At 67.3% G+C, this 17,176-nt stretch carries 16 protein-coding genes and 1 tRNA gene; 8 read left to right on the top strand and 9 right to left on the bottom strand.

The genetic code is table 11. The features are described from left to right. The first annotated feature begins 85 nt into the window (after positions 1-85). Positions 86-1,399, top strand: a complete 1,314-nt coding sequence (locus AC5RWG_RS09500) for an MFS transporter (protein WP_494167111.1) — start codon at positions 86-88, stop codon at positions 1,397-1,399. Between the two features lie 51 nt (positions 1,400-1,450). On the opposite strand, the gene AC5RWG_RS09495 is transcribed toward AC5RWG_RS09500, so the two are convergent. Together AC5RWG_RS09495 and AC5RWG_RS09490 are read right to left on the bottom strand one after the other, a co-directional pair. Further along, positions 1,451-1,891 (bottom strand): arsenate-mycothiol transferase ArsC, encoded by a 441-nt coding sequence (locus tag AC5RWG_RS09495; protein ID WP_494001077.1) that lies wholly within the window; start codon positions 1,889-1,891, stop codon positions 1,451-1,453. Between the two features lie 221 nt (positions 1,892-2,112). Then, positions 2,113-2,568, bottom strand: coding sequence for a VOC family protein (locus AC5RWG_RS09490; RefSeq protein WP_494024105.1), 456 nt, complete (start codon positions 2,566-2,568; stop codon positions 2,113-2,115). A gap of 213 nt (positions 2,569-2,781) precedes the next feature. Here AC5RWG_RS09490 and AC5RWG_RS09485 point away from each other — a divergent pair, with 213 nt between their 5' ends. The 3 genes from AC5RWG_RS09485 to AC5RWG_RS09475 all read left to right on the top strand — a co-directional run bounded on the left by AC5RWG_RS09485 (position 2,782) and on the right by AC5RWG_RS09475 (position 4,742). Further along, the gene (locus AC5RWG_RS09485) at positions 2,782-2,985 is read left to right on the top strand and encodes a hypothetical protein (protein WP_494001075.1); all 204 of its coding nucleotides are present in this window, start codon (positions 2,782-2,784) and stop codon (positions 2,983-2,985) included. Between the two features lie 108 nt (positions 2,986-3,093). Further along, complete coding sequence (locus tag AC5RWG_RS09480) at positions 3,094-3,519, top strand: universal stress protein (protein ID WP_493980096.1); 426 nt, start codon at positions 3,094-3,096, stop codon at positions 3,517-3,519. Positions 3,520-3,581: 62 nt separating this feature from the next. Continuing rightward, complete coding sequence (locus tag AC5RWG_RS09475) at positions 3,582-4,742, top strand: aminotransferase class I/II-fold pyridoxal phosphate-dependent enzyme (RefSeq protein ID WP_494074684.1); 1,161 nt, start codon at positions 3,582-3,584, stop codon at positions 4,740-4,742. A 97-nt stretch (positions 4,743-4,839) separates the two neighbouring features. Here the strand turns inward: AC5RWG_RS09475 and AC5RWG_RS09470 are convergent, their stop codons facing one another. Next, positions 4,840-5,580, bottom strand: a complete 741-nt coding sequence (locus AC5RWG_RS09470; protein ID WP_494074582.1) for an alpha/beta fold hydrolase — start codon at positions 5,578-5,580, stop codon at positions 4,840-4,842. A gap of 73 nt (positions 5,581-5,653) precedes the next feature. Here AC5RWG_RS09470 and AC5RWG_RS09465 point away from each other — a divergent pair, with 73 nt between their 5' ends. Then, entirely contained in the window at positions 5,654-6,352 is a 699-nt protein-coding gene (locus AC5RWG_RS09465; protein WP_494074583.1) for a helix-turn-helix transcriptional regulator, read from the top strand. A 90-nt stretch (positions 6,353-6,442) separates the two neighbouring features. Here the strand turns inward: AC5RWG_RS09465 and AC5RWG_RS09460 are convergent, their stop codons facing one another. Further along, positions 6,443-6,925, bottom strand: coding sequence for a pyrimidine dimer DNA glycosylase/endonuclease V (locus tag AC5RWG_RS09460; RefSeq protein WP_494025097.1), 483 nt, complete (start codon positions 6,923-6,925; stop codon positions 6,443-6,445). 122 nt (positions 6,926-7,047) lie between these two features. Here AC5RWG_RS09460 and rlmN point away from each other — a divergent pair, with 122 nt between their 5' ends. Beyond that, the gene (rlmN, locus tag AC5RWG_RS09455) at positions 7,048-8,265 is read left to right on the top strand and encodes a dual-specificity RNA methyltransferase RlmN (RefSeq protein ID WP_494024109.1); all 1,218 of its coding nucleotides are present in this window, start codon (positions 7,048-7,050) and stop codon (positions 8,263-8,265) included. A 132-nt stretch (positions 8,266-8,397) separates the two neighbouring features. Here rlmN and AC5RWG_RS09450 read toward each other — a convergent pair whose 3' ends face one another. The 5 genes from AC5RWG_RS09450 to AC5RWG_RS09430 all read right to left on the bottom strand — a co-directional run bounded on the left by AC5RWG_RS09450 (position 8,398) and on the right by AC5RWG_RS09430 (position 13,169). Next, on the bottom strand, positions 8,398-8,832 hold the full coding sequence (locus tag AC5RWG_RS09450) for an acyl-CoA thioesterase (RefSeq protein WP_494025098.1): 435 nt from the start codon (positions 8,830-8,832) through the stop codon (positions 8,398-8,400). Positions 8,833-8,906: 74 nt separating this feature from the next. Then, positions 8,907-11,171: a choline BCCT transporter BetT gene (gene betT / locus AC5RWG_RS09445; protein ID WP_494013580.1), complete on the bottom strand. Its 2,265-nt coding sequence runs from the start codon at positions 11,169-11,171 to the stop codon at positions 8,907-8,909. A gap of 369 nt (positions 11,172-11,540) precedes the next feature. Beyond that, a tRNA-Val gene (locus AC5RWG_RS09440) sits at positions 11,541-11,614 on the bottom strand. 129 nt (positions 11,615-11,743) lie between these two features. Beyond that, entirely contained in the window at positions 11,744-12,460 is a 717-nt protein-coding gene (locus tag AC5RWG_RS09435) for a DUF2238 domain-containing protein (protein ID WP_494074584.1), read from the bottom strand. Between the two features lie 151 nt (positions 12,461-12,611). Further along, on the bottom strand, positions 12,612-13,169 hold the full coding sequence (locus tag AC5RWG_RS09430) for a MarR family winged helix-turn-helix transcriptional regulator (RefSeq protein ID WP_494074585.1): 558 nt from the start codon (positions 13,167-13,169) through the stop codon (positions 12,612-12,614). A 166-nt stretch (positions 13,170-13,335) separates the two neighbouring features. Here AC5RWG_RS09430 and AC5RWG_RS09425 point away from each other — a divergent pair, with 166 nt between their 5' ends. Together AC5RWG_RS09425 and ppsA are read left to right on the top strand one after the other, a co-directional pair. After that, on the top strand, positions 13,336-14,550 hold the full coding sequence (locus AC5RWG_RS09425) for a mechanosensitive ion channel family protein (RefSeq protein WP_494074586.1): 1,215 nt from the start codon (positions 13,336-13,338) through the stop codon (positions 14,548-14,550). Positions 14,551-14,765: 215 nt separating this feature from the next. After that, positions 14,766-17,171: a phosphoenolpyruvate synthase gene (gene ppsA / locus AC5RWG_RS09420; RefSeq protein WP_494074587.1), complete on the top strand. Its 2,406-nt coding sequence runs from the start codon at positions 14,766-14,768 to the stop codon at positions 17,169-17,171. Positions 17,172-17,176 lie beyond the last annotated feature (5 nt).

Here is a 17,176-nt window from a genome sequence, read left to right as displayed (position 1 = left end):
CGGGGACGGCGAAGCACCGAACCTGGTCGATCCAGCCGCAGTCGACACGACCGTGCGCAGCCCTGCACAGCGGTACCGCACGTTCATGGGGATCCTGGTGAATACGGCCCTGGCCAACATCACCACCAGCTACCTGTGGTTCGCGTTGACGTTCTGGGTGTACCTGGAGACGCGCAACGTGATCGCCACCGGAGTGATCGGCGGGGCATACATGCTGCTGATTGCGCTTTCCAGCATCAGCTTCGGCACGTTCGTGGATCGCTACCGCAAGCTGGCCGTGATGCGCTTCGCCGCCGTTTTCACCTTGGCGATGTTCCTTCTGTCCGGGGCCATGTTCCTGTTGATCCCCCAGGCCTGGCTGCTGGACCTCACCCGGCCGTGGTTCTGGGTCTTCTCCCTGATCATTCTGATCGGCGCGGTGGTGGAGAACATGCGCAACATTGCCCTCTCCACCACGGTGACCATCCTCGTCGACCCGGAGCGGCGGGCCAATGCCAACGGTCTGGTGGGCATGGTGCAGGGCCTGGCCTTCATCGTTACGTCGGTGCTATCGGGGCTGTCGGTAGGCCTGCTCGGCATGGGCGGGACAATCGCGGTCGCCTTGGTGCTCACGGCGCTCGCCTTCCTGCACCTGCTCACCCTGCGCATGCCGGAGGAGGTGCGCGCGGCCGCCACGGACGCACGCGGCAGCTTCGACCTGCGCGGTTCCATCGCCGCCGTGCTGGCCATCGCCGGACTGTTCGCGCTGATCCTGTTCTCCACCTTTAACAATTTCATCGGCGGGGTTTACATGGCGCTCATGGATCCCTACGGGCTGGAACTGTTCCCCGTGGAGCTGTGGGGCGCGTACCTCGCGCTCGGCTCCACCGGATTCATCGTGGGCGGCGCGGTGATCGGCAAGTTCGGGCTCGGGCGTAATCCGCTGCGCACCATGCTCGTCGCGGTGATCGTGATGGGGGCCCTCGGCGCGGTGTTCACGCTTCGCGAGTGGGCCTGGCTGTACATTGCCGGGATCTGGCTCTACCTGACGCTGGTGCCTTTCGTGGAGGCCGCCGAGCAGACGGTCATCCAGCAGGTGGTTCCGCTGCAGCGGCAGGGCAGGGTGTTCGGATTCGCCATGGCCTTCGAATCCGCGGCTGCGCCGATCACCGCGTTCCTTATCGCACCGATCGCGCAACTCTGGATCATCCCGTACGCGCGCTCGGGTGACGGCGCCGCCACCCTCGCACCGCTTCTGGGCGAGGGCACGTCCCGCGGCATCGCCCTGGTGTTTCTCGTGGCCGGGATCGTCATGATCGTGGCCGCCCTGCTGGCCTTCCTGACCCCGGTCTATCGTCGGATCTCGGCCTCGTACGCGGAGGCGGCGAGTGAGGCGCCTGCCGAGGCGCCGGGGACGTGAGCCCGGCCGCGGACAGGCTCCGGCATCCAGTCTGGCGTCCCCGTGCGGGCTCTACTGCGCGTCCGGGTGCAGGGCCGGCTGCAGTTCTGACAGCAAGTGCTGGACCCGGTGCTTGATGTCGTCACGGATCGCACGCACGCCGGCAGCGTCCCGGCCTGCGGGGTCGTCCACGTCCCAGTCTTCATAGCGCCGGCCGGGGACCACCGGGCATTCGTCGCCGGAACCCAACGTGACCACCATCTGCGCCTTATTGACCGATTCGTGGGTGACGGCCGTGGGACGCACGGCGGACAGGTCGATGCCCTCTTCGGCCATGGCCTCGACGACGGCGGCGTCCAGCCGTCCCCTTGGCCGGGTTCCGGCCGACCGGGCCTCGATGCCGCCCTCGGCGAGCTGGGAGAGGTAGGCCGCGGCCATCTGTGAGCGGCCGGCATCCCGCACGCCCACGAACAGGACGGTCGGACGGGTGGTGCCCGTAGTTGAGGCTGTCATGGCGGACCTCCGCGTCGATCGGCTCCCGGCCCGCTGCCGGTGCCGGCTGCTCCTCTTCACTGTGCCAGAACTTCGAGCCGACCCATAGGTTCGCCGGGAAAGAAAGCCAAGCGCCGGCACCGGGAGCCAGCCGCCATCCCACGGGTACTCCGCGCCCGGGGATGGATCCGGGACATTTTCGGGATGCGGCCGGCCGGCAGGGAAACCGGGCCGCGCAGAAGCTACTGCGCCCCGTCGGCGTTGCCCGCCGCGGCGTTCTGCTCCGCGACTGCCTGCATCGCCTCCGGTGACATGTGCATGATCTCCCAGACGTGTCCGTCCGGGTCCGCAATGGCGGCCCCGTACATGCCCGGCATCTCTTCTTCCGCCGGCCGGTAGATGGTCCCGCCGCCCGACGTCGCGTTGGCCACGAACCGGTCCACCTCCTCGGGCGACTCGGCGCTGAGGGCCACCAGCACTTCCTTGGCATCAGAGCCCAGATGCGGAGTGCCGTTCCGGAGGAACTTGCCGAAATGCTCCTGGGTCAGCAGCATCACCACGATTGTGTCGGAAATGACCACCGACGAGGCATCCGGCGAGGAGAAGTCCTGATTCAGCGTATAACCCAGACCGGTGTAGAAGTCCGTGGCCTTCTTCAGGTCGCTGACGGGCAAGTTGATGAAAACCATGCGGTCCATTGGCTGTTCCTTCCAGGCGGGCCCGCGGCCGGCGCGGCGCAACGGGAGTGCGGACGAGGTCCACTGTGGCACTCCGGCCGGTACGAGCCAACAACTACCGGCAGAGGTAGTTGTCGCCGCTGCCTGCGGCACCCGCGTGCAGGCCTCCCTTGTCCGCGGGAAACCACACACCTACGGTGGAAGTAGTAGCGGCGCGATACAAGGAGGCGCGAGATGGCGGAATTGCGGATTGAACAGTGGTGGCTGAAGCTGCCAACCGGCCACAAGCAGTGGTTCCGGGAAAACCTGAGGGCAGACGTCGTGGACGCAGATGCGGCGGCGGCGGTCTACGAGGCGGGCGGCCCGGACCTGAAGGAAGCAACGCTGCCGGAAGAAGATTGGGAGTTCATCGAGACCCAGTCGGAGTTCGTGGACTGATAACGACGACGGCGACCCGCGGCTCCCGGCGGATCGCCCACGCGGCGGGTAAGTTGGTGTGAAACGGCCCACGTGGCCGCCAGACGACGTGCTCGAAGGGGTGGCCCGATGGCCGGAATCATCATCGTAGGAGTAGACGGCAGCGATACCGCCATGAAGGCGGCGCGCACCGCGGCTAAACTCGCCGCGTCGATGGGCGCCGAGCTCCGGGTGGTTACCGCCCACGAATCCGATGCGACCGAAGTCGTGGAGATCGGCAACGACAAGTGGTTCATCCACGAGTCGGAGCGGGCCGAGAAGGTAGCCAGGGACGTCGCGGCAGAACTGGGCGCGGAGGGCCTGCGGACCAGCTACACGGCGGTGCTCGGCAAGCCCCAGGACGCGCTGGTGGAAGAGGCGGAACGCGTCAACGCCCGCCTGATCGTGGTCGGCAACGTGGGCATGCAGGGGCTGGGCCGGGTGCTCGGCAGCGTGGCCAGTTCCGTCACCCACAAGGCCGCCTGCGACGTGTACATCGCCAAGACCGCCGGCTGATCCTGAGGATCGTGAACGAACTGCAGGTGGCCGGCCGTGCCCAGGTGCCGCCGTTCCAAGTGATGAGCATCCTGGACCGGGTCGCGCAGATGCGCGCCGCCGGCCGGGACGTTGTGTCGTTGTGCGCGGGGGAACCTGCGGGCGGCGCCCCGCGGGCAGTGTCCGAGCGGGCCGCCGAGATCCACGCCTCCGGCCGGCCGCTGACCTACACCAGCGCGCTTGGCATCCAGGAGCTGAGGGCAGCGATCGCGGGCCACTACCGGCGCTGGTACGGGTTGGACGTGGCGGCGGAGGAAGTGGCCGTGACCACGGGGTCATCCGGGGCCTTCATGTTGGCGTTCCTGAGCGCGTTCAATGCGGGCGACCGGGTGGCGCTGGCGCGGCCGGGCTATCCGGCCTACCGGAACATTCTGCGAGCGCTCGGCTGCGAGGTGGTGGAGATCGACTGCGGTCCGGAAGCCCGCTACCAGCCGACGCCGGCACTGCTGGCCGCAGCGGCGGCGGCCCATGGGCCGCTGGCCGGCCTCGTGCTGGCGTCGCCGGCCAACCCCACCGGCACCATGGTGTCGCGGAGCGAGCTCGCCGCGCTCACGGCCTGGTGCGCCGAGCATGGGGTTCGCCTGGTCAGCGACGAGATCTACCAGGGCATCACGTATCCGGCCGATCCCGCGGAACCGGATGCCCGCGGAACCTGCGCCTGGGAACTGGACCGCACCGCCGTCGTTATTTCTTCCTTCTCCAAGTACTGGGGGATGACGGGGTGGCGGCTGGGCTGGGCGCTGATGCCGCGCGACCTCGCGCCGGCCTTCGATGCGCTCGCCGGAAACGTGGCGCTGTGCCCGCCGGCCCCGGCCCAGCTGGCGGCACTGGCGGCGTTCGAGGCGGACTCCTACAGGGAGGCGGAGGCCGCGGTGGCCGCGTTCGCCGAGGTGCGCGCCCTGTTGCTGCAGAACCTGAGCCGGCTCGAGTGGGGGAGCGCGGCACCGGCCGACGGGGCCTTTTACCTGTACGCCGAGCTCGGGCGGCAGCTGGAGGGCTTCGCCGACTCGGCCGAATACTGCCGGGCGCTTCTGGAGGAAGAGGGCGTGGCACTGGTCCCCGGCGCCGACTTCGATGCCGTCAACGGCACGCGCTCCGTCCGGCTGTCCTTTGCCGCCGGTGCCGACGCCGTGGCCACGGCCATCGAGCGCATTGTGCGCTTCCAGGAGGGCCGGAGCCGCTAGCTCTGCTGACCGGCCACCTTGATCAAGCGTGGGAAGGGCGGCTGGCTGCCGCATGCGCCGCGGATGCGGCTGACCCCCTTCTGGTTGTACGTGCAGTTCAGTTTGTTTGAGAAGCCGCTGACCGGATGGCCGTGGCGAGGTCGCGGGGACGGCTCCACATAGGCCAGTGCCCCGTCGGGAGGTCAAGGACGTCGAGGTGCTCGATGTTCGCGACTTCGGCGAACATGGCATGGCCTGCGCGGGCAAGTTCCAGCACCTGCGCGCTCGGGATCGAGCAGCACACCAAGGTGGTCCGGACCGTGCGGCGGGCATCGTTCGTGAGCTCGACGGGCTGACGCAGCACGGGTCCGGGCTCGGGGACGGCCCGGGCCTGAAAACGCTCGAGGACCTCCGCGCTCAGGCCTTCGAGGCTCGCCTGCTGTGCGAGGACGTCGAGGGGCGGCAGCGGAAGCTCTTTCAACTCCTCCGGGAGGTCCGGGGCAAAGGCGCTTCCCGTGGCCACGGGGCCGGAGTCGACCCACACCACTCGATGGACAAGCTCGGGGCGACGGTCAAGGACGAGGCTGACGGGGGCGTTCGCCCCGCTGTGGGCGACGAGAGTCGCGGGCTGATCCTCGGAGACCCCGAGTTCAGTGAAGACGTCCAGGACCGCCGCGGCTTGATCGTCGAGAGTCTTCGCCGCACGCTCGGGATCGTCCCCGTCGAGACCGGGCAGCGTCATCGCAATTGCGCGGGAGCGGTCGGTCGTCAGGTGTTCAAGGACTTCATCCCACGCCCAAGCGCCCAGCCAGTGGCCGGCGATGAGAATGATGGTCGGAGTGCTCGTGGTAGTTGTCATGGCCCTACCCTCGCAGGCACTACGGACAAGGGTATGTCACTATTTATGTCATGATTTTGTCGGCGTCTGAACTGTGAAGCGAGTCGAGCGGCTCCATGCCCTGTCCGAGATGTTGCGCCGCAGCGGCGCGCGGGGGGTTTCCGCCGACCGGTTGGCGAGAGAGTTCGCGGTATCCGTGCGCACTATTAAGAGAGACCTCGATGCGTTAGAGAACAGCGGTGCGCCTGTATGGTCTCGCCCGGGTCCCGGCGGTGGCTACGGATTGGCTGTAGGCGCGTCGCTGCCGCCCGTCAGCCTGTCCCCGGCGCAGGCCGTGGCGCTCATGGCAGCCGTGTCCGCTGCACCCGATGCCCCCTACGCCGATCTGGCAGCAGCAGGTATCCAGAAGATCCTGGACGTCCTCGATCCCAAAACCCGAGCCCGGGCCGACGAGCTGGCACACCGCGTCTGGGTCAACGCGCTTCCCTCCTCGTCGCGCTCCATCAAGTCGGCACTGGAGGAGGCGATGGCCGAGCAGCGGGTGATCCGCATCCGCTACACCTCGAAAGACGAGACCACGACCACCCGCGACGTTGAGCCGGTGCTGTTCGCCTCCACGAACGGCCAGTGGTACCTGGTGGGGTGGTGCCGGCTGCGCAACGCCATGCGATGGTTCACCGTGTCACGCATCGAGCGAGCCAGCGTAACTAAGACGGCTTGCAGCGGCCATACCATCCACGAGGTCGGAGAACCCCCGGCGAACGCCAGGCCGGTTCACGGTCGGGGCGATTGAGTCACTCAATTAACCACTCCGGTCAGTACAGCCGGACTCCGGGTCGGCCACACCCCGGCCGGACCCGTGCACGCCGGCAGCCGGAAGGCGTCACACCGGCCGTTCCCAATCCTCCACCGGTCCCTCGACCGTGGTGAACAGCGGATGGGGGTCGGGGACCCGGCCGGGGCTTTGCCGCTCCAGCCGCTGGTTCAGGACCACGGCGTGGTCCGGGTCCCGCACCGCGAGTTTGGCGATCAGATGCCGCAGTTCGAAGCTGAGCTGTTCCGAATGGACCGGCAGGCTCGGCTGCCGCTGCCTTGCGGCAGCACCGGCCGCCGAGGTTCCCGGACACCGGATCAGGCTGGTGTTGAAGGCATATCCGCGGGCCGCAGCCTCGGCCGCCAGCCCCTCCAGATAGGCGCCGATGGCTGCCATCGGGTCCTCCGCGGCACGGAACCGCTGCAGCTGCGGGTGGTTGCGGTAGCCCTTGGTTTCGCCTGCGAGAACCTTTTGCGCCAGCAGGGCCTCCCGCCAGCAGGCCACCAGACCCCTCCGGTCGAGCAGCCGGGGGTGCAGGCTCCATATCCGCATTGGACCAGAATAAGCACAGCTCGCCCGGCCCGGCGGCGGCCGAGCGGACAGCAGCAGCCGTGACCCCGGCCCGCCAGCGGCGGAGGGAGAACTATATCGTGTCTGTGAGACAATAGGTGGCAATGTCTTCGCAGATTTCTTCCCCCCAAAAAACTTCCGACCGGCCCCAGGTGCGTCCCGCCGCCGAGGGCTGGAACCAGGCCGTCACCAGCGAGGGCCGTCCGCTGCTGCAGTTCAAGTCCCCGCGCGTCACGCAGCCGCCGGTCCACCTCGCCGACATGACGCTGGCCGAGCGGCAGGACAAGATGAAGGAGCTGGGACTGCCGGCGTTTCGCGCCAAGCAGCTGTCCACGCATTACTTCCAGCACTACACCACCGACCCCGAGCGCATGAGCGACCTGCCCAAGGAGCGGCGCGCGGAACTGGCCGAGACCTTTTTCCCCACCCTCCTCACCGAGGTCAAGCGCCTGACCACCGACAACGGCGACACGATCAAGTTCCTGTGGCGGCTCTTCGACGGCTCGCTGGTCGAATCGGTCCTGATGCGTTACCCGGGCCGGGTCACGCTCTGCGTTTCCAGCCAGTGCGGCTGCGGCATGAACTGCCCGTTCTGCGCCACCGGCCAGGCCGGCCTGACCCGCAACATGTCCACCGCTGAAATTTTGGACCAGATCGTTCAGGCCAACCGGGTCATTGCCGAGGGCGGCCTCGGCGGCAAGCGCAAGGACGCCGGCCCCGACGCGGGGCGGGTTACCAACATCGTTTTCATGGGCATGGGTGAGCCGCTGGCCAACTACAAGCGCGTGATGAATGCCGTGCACCGCATGGTGGACGAGGCGCCCGAGGGCCTGGGCATGAGCGCCCGCGGCATCACCGTCTCCACCGTGGGCCTGGTGCCGGCGATCAACAAGCTGGCCGATGAGAACCTCCCCTTCACCTTCGCGCTCAGCCTGCACGCCCCGGACGACGAACTGCGTGACGAACTGATCCCCGTGAACTCCCGCTGGAAGGTCGACGAGGCACTGGACGCCGCCTACGGCTACTACCAGCGCACCGGCCGGCGCGTCTCCATCGAGTACGCGCTGATCAAGGACATGAACGACCACGCGTGGCGGGCCGACCTGCTGGCCAAGAAGCTCAACAAACGCGGCCGCGGCTGGGTGCACGTCAACCCCATCCCGCTGAACCCGACCCCGGGTTCCATCTGGACCTCGTCCGACCCGGACGTCACCCGCGAGTTCGTGGCCCGGCTCAACGACGCCGGCGTCCCGACCACGCTGCGCGACACCCGCGGCAAGGAGATCGACGGCGCCTGCGGCCAGCTGGCGGCGACGGAGTAACCCCTCACGAACAACAACGACGGCGGGCCGGGTCCTCGGATCCGCCCGCCGGTGGTTTCGGCGCTTTCGGGCCTCCTCGTCCACCGGCTGGACCCGGGTAACCCTCTCCGCCGTCCGCGGGACGCCGGCCCGCTAGTCCTGGACCGCCGTGGGATCCAGATGTTGCCGGGGCACCCTGTCGCGGCTGTACGTGATCTCGGTGAAGCCGTGCGGTGCGGGTTTGCCGTCCTCGCCCAGGTTCACGAACACGATCTTCTCGATGGTCAGGATCGATTGGCGCGTGAACATGTTCCGCACCTCGGCCCGCATCGTCAGGGACGTCCGGCCGAAATGCGTGGCCTTCAGGCCCATCTCGATCAGATCGCCCTGACGGGCCGAGCTGACGAAGTTGATCTCCGACATGTACTTGGTGACTGCCTTGCCGTTGCCCAGCTGGACGATGGCGTAGATGGCCGCCTGTTCGTCGATCCACCGCAGCAAGCTGCCGCCAAAAAGGGTGCCGTTGGCGTTGAGGTCTTCGGGACGCACCCACTTGCGGGTATGGAAGGAAATGTCGTCGGTGCCCATGCAACGACTGTATCGGAACGGGGCCGGCGGCTCGTCGGGAGTCATTGTGCCCGCCGAGACGCCGGCCGGCGCTCCTAGGATTCGTCGAGCTTCTCGACGTCGTCGGCCTTCTTGGGCACGTGCGGAATCGACTCGGTCGTCGGCGGCACCACGGGGGTGAGGACGGAGGCGTAGGCGTGTTCGCTGGAGTACTTGAGGAACGCCAGGTGCGCCTCGTACCGGTCGAGGACGTCGTTGATGACCTGTTGCTGGGTCAAACCCATGAGGTCGTAGCCCTCGCTGCCGGTCTGGGTGAACACCTCGAGCCGGTAGTACGTGTCGATCTCGCGGGGCATGCTGCGGCCGCCGAAGGTCGGAACGGGGGCCTCGACCGCGGCCACTTGGTAGTGGAAGTCGCGGTGGTCGTCCATATTCACCACGAGGATGTGCTCGTCGATGCCGGTCTTCGGGTTCGGCGTCGTCGTCATCTCTGCCTCGTAGCCGAGTTCGGTGAATTCCTTGGCGACGTCCTGCAGCGCCGGCTGCACGACCCGCTCGGCGAACTGTGCCACGGCCTTGTTCGACGGGTAGGACCGCAGCCGCGCCAGGCGCTGCCGCCAAGTCTTTTCCGGTATCTGTCCGCCATGGGCGGCAGCAGTGCGCCGTCGCAGCACCTGCCCCTCGCGCTCGGCCCGTTCCATCCTGAGCACCTTCGAGAAGGAGGCCATCACGAGATACGCGATGACGGTCACCGGCAACGCGAAGATCAGGGTTGCGTATTCCATGGTTGTCACGCCGCCGGCCACCAGCATGGCCACCGTGAGGATCGCGGTGACCAGGGCCCAGAAGATGCGCAGCCACTTGGCACCGTCCATCGCCGGATCGGGAATCATGGAGGAGAAGTTCGACATCACCATCGCACCGGAATTGGCGCTGGTGAGGTAGAACAGCAGGCCCGAGAGGGTGGCCAGACCGATCAGGAACGGCGCGCCCGGGAACATTTCCAGCAGCGCATACCACCCGTGCTCGGGGCTGTTGATGGCCTCCTGGGCGAACTCGGTATTGCCGGCGAGCACCTCGCTCATGGCGCTGTTGCCGAAGATTGAGACGATGAAGAAGTCGCAGAGGACCGGGGCGGTGATGGCCGCGATGACGAATTCCCGCAGGGTCCGGCCGCGCGAAATGCGTGCCAGGAAGAGGCCGACGAACGGGCCCCAGGCCAGCCAGAAGGCCCAGAAGAAGAGGGTCCAGCCGGCCATCCACGCCGAACCGTCCTCCTCGTAGGCCAGGGTCTGCAGGGTGCGCTCCGGCAGCGAGAAGATGAAGCGGCCGATGTTCTCGACCATGGCGTTCAGCAGGAACGAGGTCTTACCCGTGACCAGGATGTAGAGCATCATCGCTCCGGCCGCCCACAGGTTCAGTTCGGAGATCCACCGGATCCCCTTGTCGACGCCGGAGGTACAGGCCGCCACGGTCATGACGACGGCGACGAGCACCAGGGCAATCTGCAGGGCCAGGCCCTCCGGCAGGCCGAACAACCAGCTGAAGCCGACGTTGAGCAGGACGACGCCGATGCCCATCGATGTGGCTACGCCGAAGACGGTGCCGACCAAGGCGAAAATGTCGATGACGTCGCCGGTCGCCCCGCGCACGCGCTTACCCAGCAGCGGGTAGAGCGCGGCCCTGATGGACAGCGGCATGCCCCAGCGGTAGGCGAAATACCCCATCGCCATGCCGAGAAGGGCATACATCGACCAGCCGGCCACGCCGTAGTGGAACATGGTCCAGACGACGGCGTCCTGCGCGGCTTCCGCCGATTCGGGTGCGGCGGTGGGAGGGTTGATGTATTGCGTGATCGGGCCGGTGACGGAGTAGAAGAGCATATCGATGCCCACGCCGGCGGCGAAGAGCATGGCGACCCAGGTGAAGAGGTTGTACTGGGGGCGCGAGTGGTCGGGGCCGAGCCTGACGCTGCCTTCCTTGGAGAGGGCCACCCACAGGACGAAAAGAATGACCAGGGTGACGGTCAGGACGTAGAACCAGCCCAGGTTGGTGGCGATCCAGCCGACCATGGTGTGCATCGTGCCGGCCGCGTTGCCCGGGGCCATGATGGCCCAGATGGAGAAGGCCAGGACGATCACGGACGAGATGATGAAAACCCGCCAGTTGACCCGGGGGCCGCGGTTCTCGGTGAGTTCGGCGGGCCCCTTGCTCAGTTCCGTGCTGGATATGGGCGGGCGCTTGGCCTCGGAATCGGCATCGGCGGGCTTGCGCCGTTCCGCCACGCCGAAGCGACTGCGTTCGACGAGTGGTTTCAGCGCCTCATTGTTCGAGATGCTGTCGTCTTCGGCGTTAGCCATCGGATTCTCCTTCTCTCGCGGGCGGCGCCTGCCGCTTATGTCAGCGGCACGTCGCCCAAAAAACCGTGGCGGTGAACAGCGTAGACCTCCCAAGCCTGTCCGTGCCCACCTGCGGGGGAGCAATTTTTCCGGGCCCCGCCTCCGTCTCCCCGCCCGGACGCCGCTGGGACAAACCCGCGGTGCGGCTCCGCCATGCGGTGCTCCTGGCCGCGCGCTGCTGCCCGCCATTGGTCGGCGGCCGGGCTGCTGCCCGTGGTCGTTCGGGTCCGTCTTCGGGCGCTGCCGGCTGGTTCCGGGCTGCGCTCCGGCAGGGGAGTAGGCCAAAAAAGTGGGACCCCGGCCTGAAACAGGCAAGGGTCCCACTAGTAGTTGCGGGGGTAGGATTTGAACCTACGACCTCCGGGTTGTGAACCCGGCGAGCTGCCGAACTGCTCCACCCTGCGGCGTCTCTGACTGTAGACCCCCAAGTGGCCAAACGGCGAATTTGGTGAGCGACGTCACCGCACGCTCCGGGGCAACCTGTGATTCAAGTGCGACGGCGGCCGGGCCATATCGGCCCGGTGGTTCGGGTCTTATCGCATGGCGCCTTCGGTTACCGGAGCACTCCGAGGGTGCCCCGCGGCCGGGGTGTGCGCACTGGGTACCTGCCGAGGTGGTGGGCCCTGCGTCAGGACCTCGGCGGAGGGGAACCATCCCTTGTGCCGGACGAGGATCCGCGTGGCCGCCACGATGATCGCCGACGCGGTTCCGGCGATCAGGTCCGTCATGGTGTCGAAGTTGGTGATCTGGGCTTCGGTGCCGAGCACGGCATCGGAGGCGAACTCCGCGATCTCCCACAGCAGGGCGACGAAACCGCTGAACGCGACGATCATCACCGCCGCGAGCCAGGGCGGCGTCGAGAACCCGTAGCGGCGGCCGGTGGTGCCCAGGGCAAAAACGATCCCGAGCGCGACGACGAATCCGGAGTAGAAGTGCACGACCGTGTCCCACGGTGTCCATGTGGCGTAGAAACCGAGTTGGCTTCCCAGGTACGGGCCGCCGAGCAACAGCACCGCGTACAGCGCCTGTAGGCGTGCGGGGATCTCAACGTGCGCCCACCGCTCCACGAGCAGAACCGGGAACGAGGCCAGTAGCAGTGCGACGGGGATGACGGCTGCCGTGGGCTCGCCGCGGATGAGCGCGCTGAGTGCGGAGAGTGCGAAGAGGGCTTCGGCCGCGATCAGTGGGGCGTGGCGCCTGAGCGCGTCGCTGGACGGCACCGTTTCTTGTATGTCGTTGCTTTCACGCATTCAGTCAACCTTCACAAAGTTCATGGGAGCGATTTAGGTGCGGTGCCGAAAGGCACGGCAGTGCCCTCCGGTGAGGACAGCAGTTTGAGAGCACGGGACACCTCCCCGACGCGAGTGGAAGACGTCGCGGAAATCTCGCCCCGGGGGTTGTTTAGGGGTTGGGGGTTCTTTCCGGGTCGTGGGCCGGAGGAATGTCGGTGGCTGACGCGGTGTTTTGGAAGAGCCGGGGCGTGGCGGCGGAAAGTTCGTTGGCGAAACGGACCAGCATGGCGCCGAGAATCTCCCTGTCTTCCGATGACCAGCTGGAGAGTATTTCATCGAACGCTGCCGCGCCCGCGGCGCCGATCTGCTGTTGCAGTTTGAGCCCGACGGCGGATGTCTGTAGGAGGGTTGCCCGGCGGTCGGCGGGGTCCGGCCTGCGGTCGATCAGTTCCCTGGCTTCGAGGCGGCGGATCTGCGGGGTCATGGTGGATTTGTTCACTCCCCACTGCGCGGCCAGGTCGGATAGCCGCATCGGGCCGCTCCTGGTCAGGTATTCCAGCAGTGCCGTGTCTGTGGGCGAGAGGTCCTCGGCTTCGGGGCCGAAGACGTATCGGCGGATCTTTTTCCTGCTGGCCCATTGGAGCAGCAAGGCGAAGCCGTGGCGGACCTGCACCCCCGGTGTGGGCTGCTCGCCGCCGGTCTCATTGCCGCTAGAAAAATCTGACATGAAACCAACCTAGCAAAAGCCGTTCGGTTCGGCTAACCGAACTGTTTTTCGTTGGGGCTGGGGCCGCGCGGTCCTGGGCAGAAAACTCCAAGCACTCCAGCACCAGTATGAAGGGTCGCGCAGCTCGATTGGACAGGCTCCGCGCCGGATCTGCACCATCGAAAATATGGATGATTATCTCTACCTGATCCAGCCGGCGACAGTAGTGCTGATCGCCGTTGCCGCAGCACTGGTGATCACCGCGCTCCTGCGGGTTGCAGTGAACCAGCTGTTCCGGCGTGTGCCCAACATCCGGGATGTCTCGGCCCGCGGGCGCAGCCCCTTCCGGGTGGCGCTGGCCGTCATCGGAATCCGGGTGGGCCTGCGTATCACGTCCGCCGATGAGCCGTGGCATACCGCCGTGGACTTCGTCCTGATCGTGGTGCTCATAGCTGCGGTGGCCTGGTTCGCCGTCGTCGTACTGCTGGTCATTGAGGCGGCCATCCTGGCCAAGTACCGCACGGACACCAAGGACAACCGCCGGCTGCGCAGGCTTAAGACGCAGGTGATCCTGGGGCGCCGCGTGGCGGTGGCGCTGATCGTGACGATCGCGGTTGCGTGCGTGCTGTTGACCATTCCCCAGGTCCGGGCCCTCGGTGCCGGTATCCTGGCCTCCGCCGGCGTCCTGTCCGTCGTCGCCGGCCTCGCGGTGCAAAGCTCCCTGACCAACGTCTTTGCCGGCATGCAGCTGGCCTTCACGGATGCCATCCGGGTGGATGACGTCGTGGTGGTCGAGAACCAATGGGGCACCGTGGAGGAGATCACGATGACCTACGTGGTGGTCCACATCTGGGACGACCGGCGCCTGATCTTGCCCTCTACGTACTTCACCAGCACGCCCTTCGAGAACTGGACCCGCCGGACCGCCGCCCTGCTGGGAACGGTGGAGCTGGACGTGGATTGGCGGGTTCCCCTGGACGAGCTGCGCGCGCACCTCAAGGCCGTGGTGGAGGCGGCCGAGATCTGGGACGGACGCACCGCCATCCTGCAGGTCACCGACGCCGTCAACTCGCTGGTCCGCGTGCGCATCCTGGTCAGTGCCGGGGACAGCGGCACACTGTTCGACCTTCGCTGCCTGGTGCGGGAATCCATGGTTACCTTCCTGCAGCGCGAATACCCGCAGGCGCTGCCCCGGCAGCGGTGGGAAGCCGTCGGCCCGGCGGAGAGCGGCGAGGCCCCCGCCGGCGGCCGCCGCCGTCCCGCGGCCGCGGTGATGACCGGCGCGGGCGACTCTCAGCTGTTCACCGGCTCCATCGACGCCGTGGAGCGCAACCAGGCGTTCACCGGCCCGGGCGAGGAGGCCTACGAGGAGCGCGAGCGAAAGGCGAACCAGGGCGGGTAGGCGCGCACCTTGGTGGCAGCTCCAGGTGCGCCGGTTTGTCCGGCGCTGATGCGGCGGCCCGCGGGCAGCGCGTCCATTCGGTGACCTTTCGTGACCTTCAGAACTGTTGCGTGTGTCACAACCGCTTGTGTCCGGGAGCTCCTCCGGACAGCCTTGGGCATCACCTCTTTTACCCACAGCGCCTTGGAGCGCATGGCCCAAAAGGAGCAGCATCCATGACTAACGTTCTGTGGTTTTCCGAAGTTGGCCTGTCCGACCTTGACCAGGTCGGGGGCAAGAACGCCTCACTGGGCGAGATGATCGGAAACCTGGCAGCGGCCGGAGTAAAGGTCCCGGATGGCTTCGCCACCACCGCCGACGCCTACCGCCGCTTCCTGCGCGAATCCGGCCTGGAAGCCGGTATCGAGACCGTCCTCGTGGGCCTGGACAGCGACGACGTGACGGCCTTGGGTGCCGCCGGAGCAAGGATTCGGGAGATGATCCGCCAGGCACCGTTCCCGGCCGGTTTCGAGGAGCAGATCCGCGCCGCCTATACGCAGCTGGCCGGCAGCCACGGCGAGGACGTGTCCTGGGCCGTGCGCTCCAGTGCCACCGCCGAGGACCTGCCCGACGCTTCCTTTGCCGGCCAGCAGGAAACGTTCCTGAACGTGCGCGGCATCGGGAACGTGTTGGCCGCCATCCGGGACGTCTTCGCCTCGCTCTATAACGACCGCGCGATCGCCTACCGGGTCCACCACGGGTTCACCCACTCCGAGGTGGCCCTTTCGGCGGGCATCCAGCGCATGGTTCGCTCCGACGTCGGCTCCTCCGGGGTCATGTTCACCATGGACACCGAGTCCGGCTTCCGCGACGCGGTCTTCATTACCTCCTCCTACGGCCTGGGCGAGGCCGTGGTCCAGGGTGCGGTGAACCCCGACGAGTTCTACGTCTACAAGCCCGCCTTGGCCGCCGGCCGGCCGGCGATCCTCAAGCGCGGCTTGGGCGAGAAGGCCGTGCAGATGACCTACGCGGCATCGGCCGAGCCCGGCCGCACCATCGAGTTCGCCCCGGTGCCGGTTTCGCAGCGGGGGCGCTTCAGTCTCACGGATGCCGAGGTGGAGCAGCTGGCCCGGCACGCGGTGGCCATCGAGGCCCACTACGGCCGCCCGATGGACATCGAATGGGGCAAGGACGGCACCGACGGCCAGCTGTACATCCTGCAGGCCCGCCCCGAAACCGTCGAGTCCCGCAAGGCGGCCGGCACCCTCTCGCGCTTCACGCTCAAGGAGCGCTCCGCGGTGCTGGCCGAGGGCCGGGCCATCGGCCAGCGCATCGGCGCCGGCCAGGTGCGCGTGCTGACCTCGATCGACCAGATGTCCTCCTTCCAGCCCGGCGACGTCTTGGTGGCGAACATGACCGACCCGGACTGGGAACCGATCATGAAGAAGGCCGCCGCCATCGTCACTGACCGCGGTGGGCGCACCTGTCACGCGGCCATCATCGCCCGCGAGCTGGGCATCCCGGCCGTTGTCGGCACCGGCAACGCCACCCAGGTGCTCACCGAGGGCACCCCGGTGACCGTTTCCTGCGCCGAAGGCGAGACAGGTCTGGTCTACGCCGGGCTGCTGGACTACACCTTGGAGGAGACCGCCCTCGACACGATGCCGGAAGCACCGGTGAAGATCATGATGAACGTCGGCACCCCCGAACAGGCTTTCAGCTTCTCCCGGCTGCCGCATCGCGGCGTGGGCCTGGCCCGGCTGGAATTCATCATCAACCGCCAGATCGGCATCCACCCCAACGCCCTGCTGGCCCTGGCCGGGGAAATCGAGCGCCCCGCCGCGCTGTCCGACTACACCGTGCAGCAAATCCAGGAGAAAATCGCCGCCTACGACGGGCCCCGGGATTACTACGTCCGCCGGCTGGCCGAGGGCATCGCCACGATCGCGGCCGCCTTCGCCCCTGAACCGGTGATCATTCGGCTCTCGGACTTCAAGTCCAATGAGTACGCCAACTTGCTCGGCGGCCCGGCCTTCGAGCCCGAGGAAGAGAACCCGATGATCGGCTTCCGCGGCGCCTCCCGGTATCTCTCGGACTCGTTCCGCCAGGCGTTCGAACTCGAGTGCGAGGCCCTGAAGCTGGCGCGCACGCAGATGGGCCTGTCCAACATCAAGGTTATGGTCCCCTTCGTGCGCACCCTGGACGAGGCCCGCGGGGTGGCCGAGCTGCTGGCCGTCAACGGGCTGGTCCGCGGCGAGGACGGGCTGGAAATCGTGATGATGTGCGAACTGCCGGCCAACGCCCTGCTGGCCGGTGAGTTCCTGGAGTACTTCGACGGCTTCTCCATCGGATCCAACGACCTGACCCAGCTCACTCTGGGTTTGGACCGGGACTCGGCCCTGGTCTCCGGGGGATTCGACGAACGCAACCCGGCGGTCACCAAGCTCCTGGAGATGGCGATCGGCGCCTGCCGCGCCCGCGGCAAGTACGTCGGCATTTGCGGCCAGGGCCCCAGCGACCACCCGGACTTCGCCGAATGGCTGCTGGCACAGGGCATCAGCTCGATCTCGCTGAACCCGGACGCCGTAACCGACACCTGGCTGCGCCTGGCCCGCGGTCGTGAGACCGCAGTCCGGGGATGAGCGTG

The sequence above is a fragment of the Arthrobacter sp. Y3221160 genome (assembly GCF_059092585.1).
The sequence above is the reverse complement of the archived record's forward strand: the minus strand, read 5'-3'. Positions and strand labels throughout refer to the sequence as shown.

Bases quoted from the DNA above. Each gene is read 5' to 3' on its own strand.
- AC5RWG_RS09500 (WP_494167111.1), top strand. From the start codon at position 86: ATGGGGATCCTGGTGAATACGGCCCTGGCCAACATCACCACCAGCTAC.
- AC5RWG_RS09495 (WP_494001077.1), bottom strand. From the start codon at position 1,891: ATGACAGCCTCAACTACGGGCACCACCCGTCCGACCGTCCTGTTCGTG.
- AC5RWG_RS09490 (WP_494024105.1), bottom strand. From the start codon at position 2,568: ATGGACCGCATGGTTTTCATCAACTTGCCCGTCAGCGACCTGAAGAAG.
- AC5RWG_RS09485 (WP_494001075.1), top strand. From the start codon at position 2,782: ATGGCGGAATTGCGGATTGAACAGTGGTGGCTGAAGCTGCCAACCGGC.
- AC5RWG_RS09480 (WP_493980096.1), top strand. From the start codon at position 3,094: ATGGCCGGAATCATCATCGTAGGAGTAGACGGCAGCGATACCGCCATG.
- AC5RWG_RS09475 (WP_494074684.1), top strand. From the start codon at position 3,582: ATGAGCATCCTGGACCGGGTCGCGCAGATGCGCGCCGCCGGCCGGGAC.
- AC5RWG_RS09470 (WP_494074582.1), bottom strand. From the start codon at position 5,580: ATGACAACTACCACGAGCACTCCGACCATCATTCTCATCGCCGGCCAC.
- AC5RWG_RS09460 (WP_494025097.1), bottom strand. From the start codon at position 6,925: ATGCGGATATGGAGCCTGCACCCCCGGCTGCTCGACCGGAGGGGTCTG.
- rlmN (WP_494024109.1), top strand. From the start codon at position 7,048: ATGTCTTCGCAGATTTCTTCCCCCCAAAAAACTTCCGACCGGCCCCAG.
- AC5RWG_RS09450 (WP_494025098.1), bottom strand. From the start codon at position 8,832: ATGGGCACCGACGACATTTCCTTCCATACCCGCAAGTGGGTGCGTCCC.
- betT (WP_494013580.1), bottom strand. From the start codon at position 11,171: ATGGCTAACGCCGAAGACGACAGCATCTCGAACAATGAGGCGCTGAAA.
- AC5RWG_RS09435 (WP_494074584.1), bottom strand. From the start codon at position 12,460: ATGCGTGAAAGCAACGACATACAAGAAACGGTGCCGTCCAGCGACGCG.
- AC5RWG_RS09430 (WP_494074585.1), bottom strand. From the start codon at position 13,169: ATGTCAGATTTTTCTAGCGGCAATGAGACCGGCGGCGAGCAGCCCACA.
- AC5RWG_RS09425 (WP_494074586.1), top strand. From the start codon at position 13,336: ATGGATGATTATCTCTACCTGATCCAGCCGGCGACAGTAGTGCTGATC.
- ppsA (WP_494074587.1), top strand. From the start codon at position 14,766: ATGACTAACGTTCTGTGGTTTTCCGAAGTTGGCCTGTCCGACCTTGAC.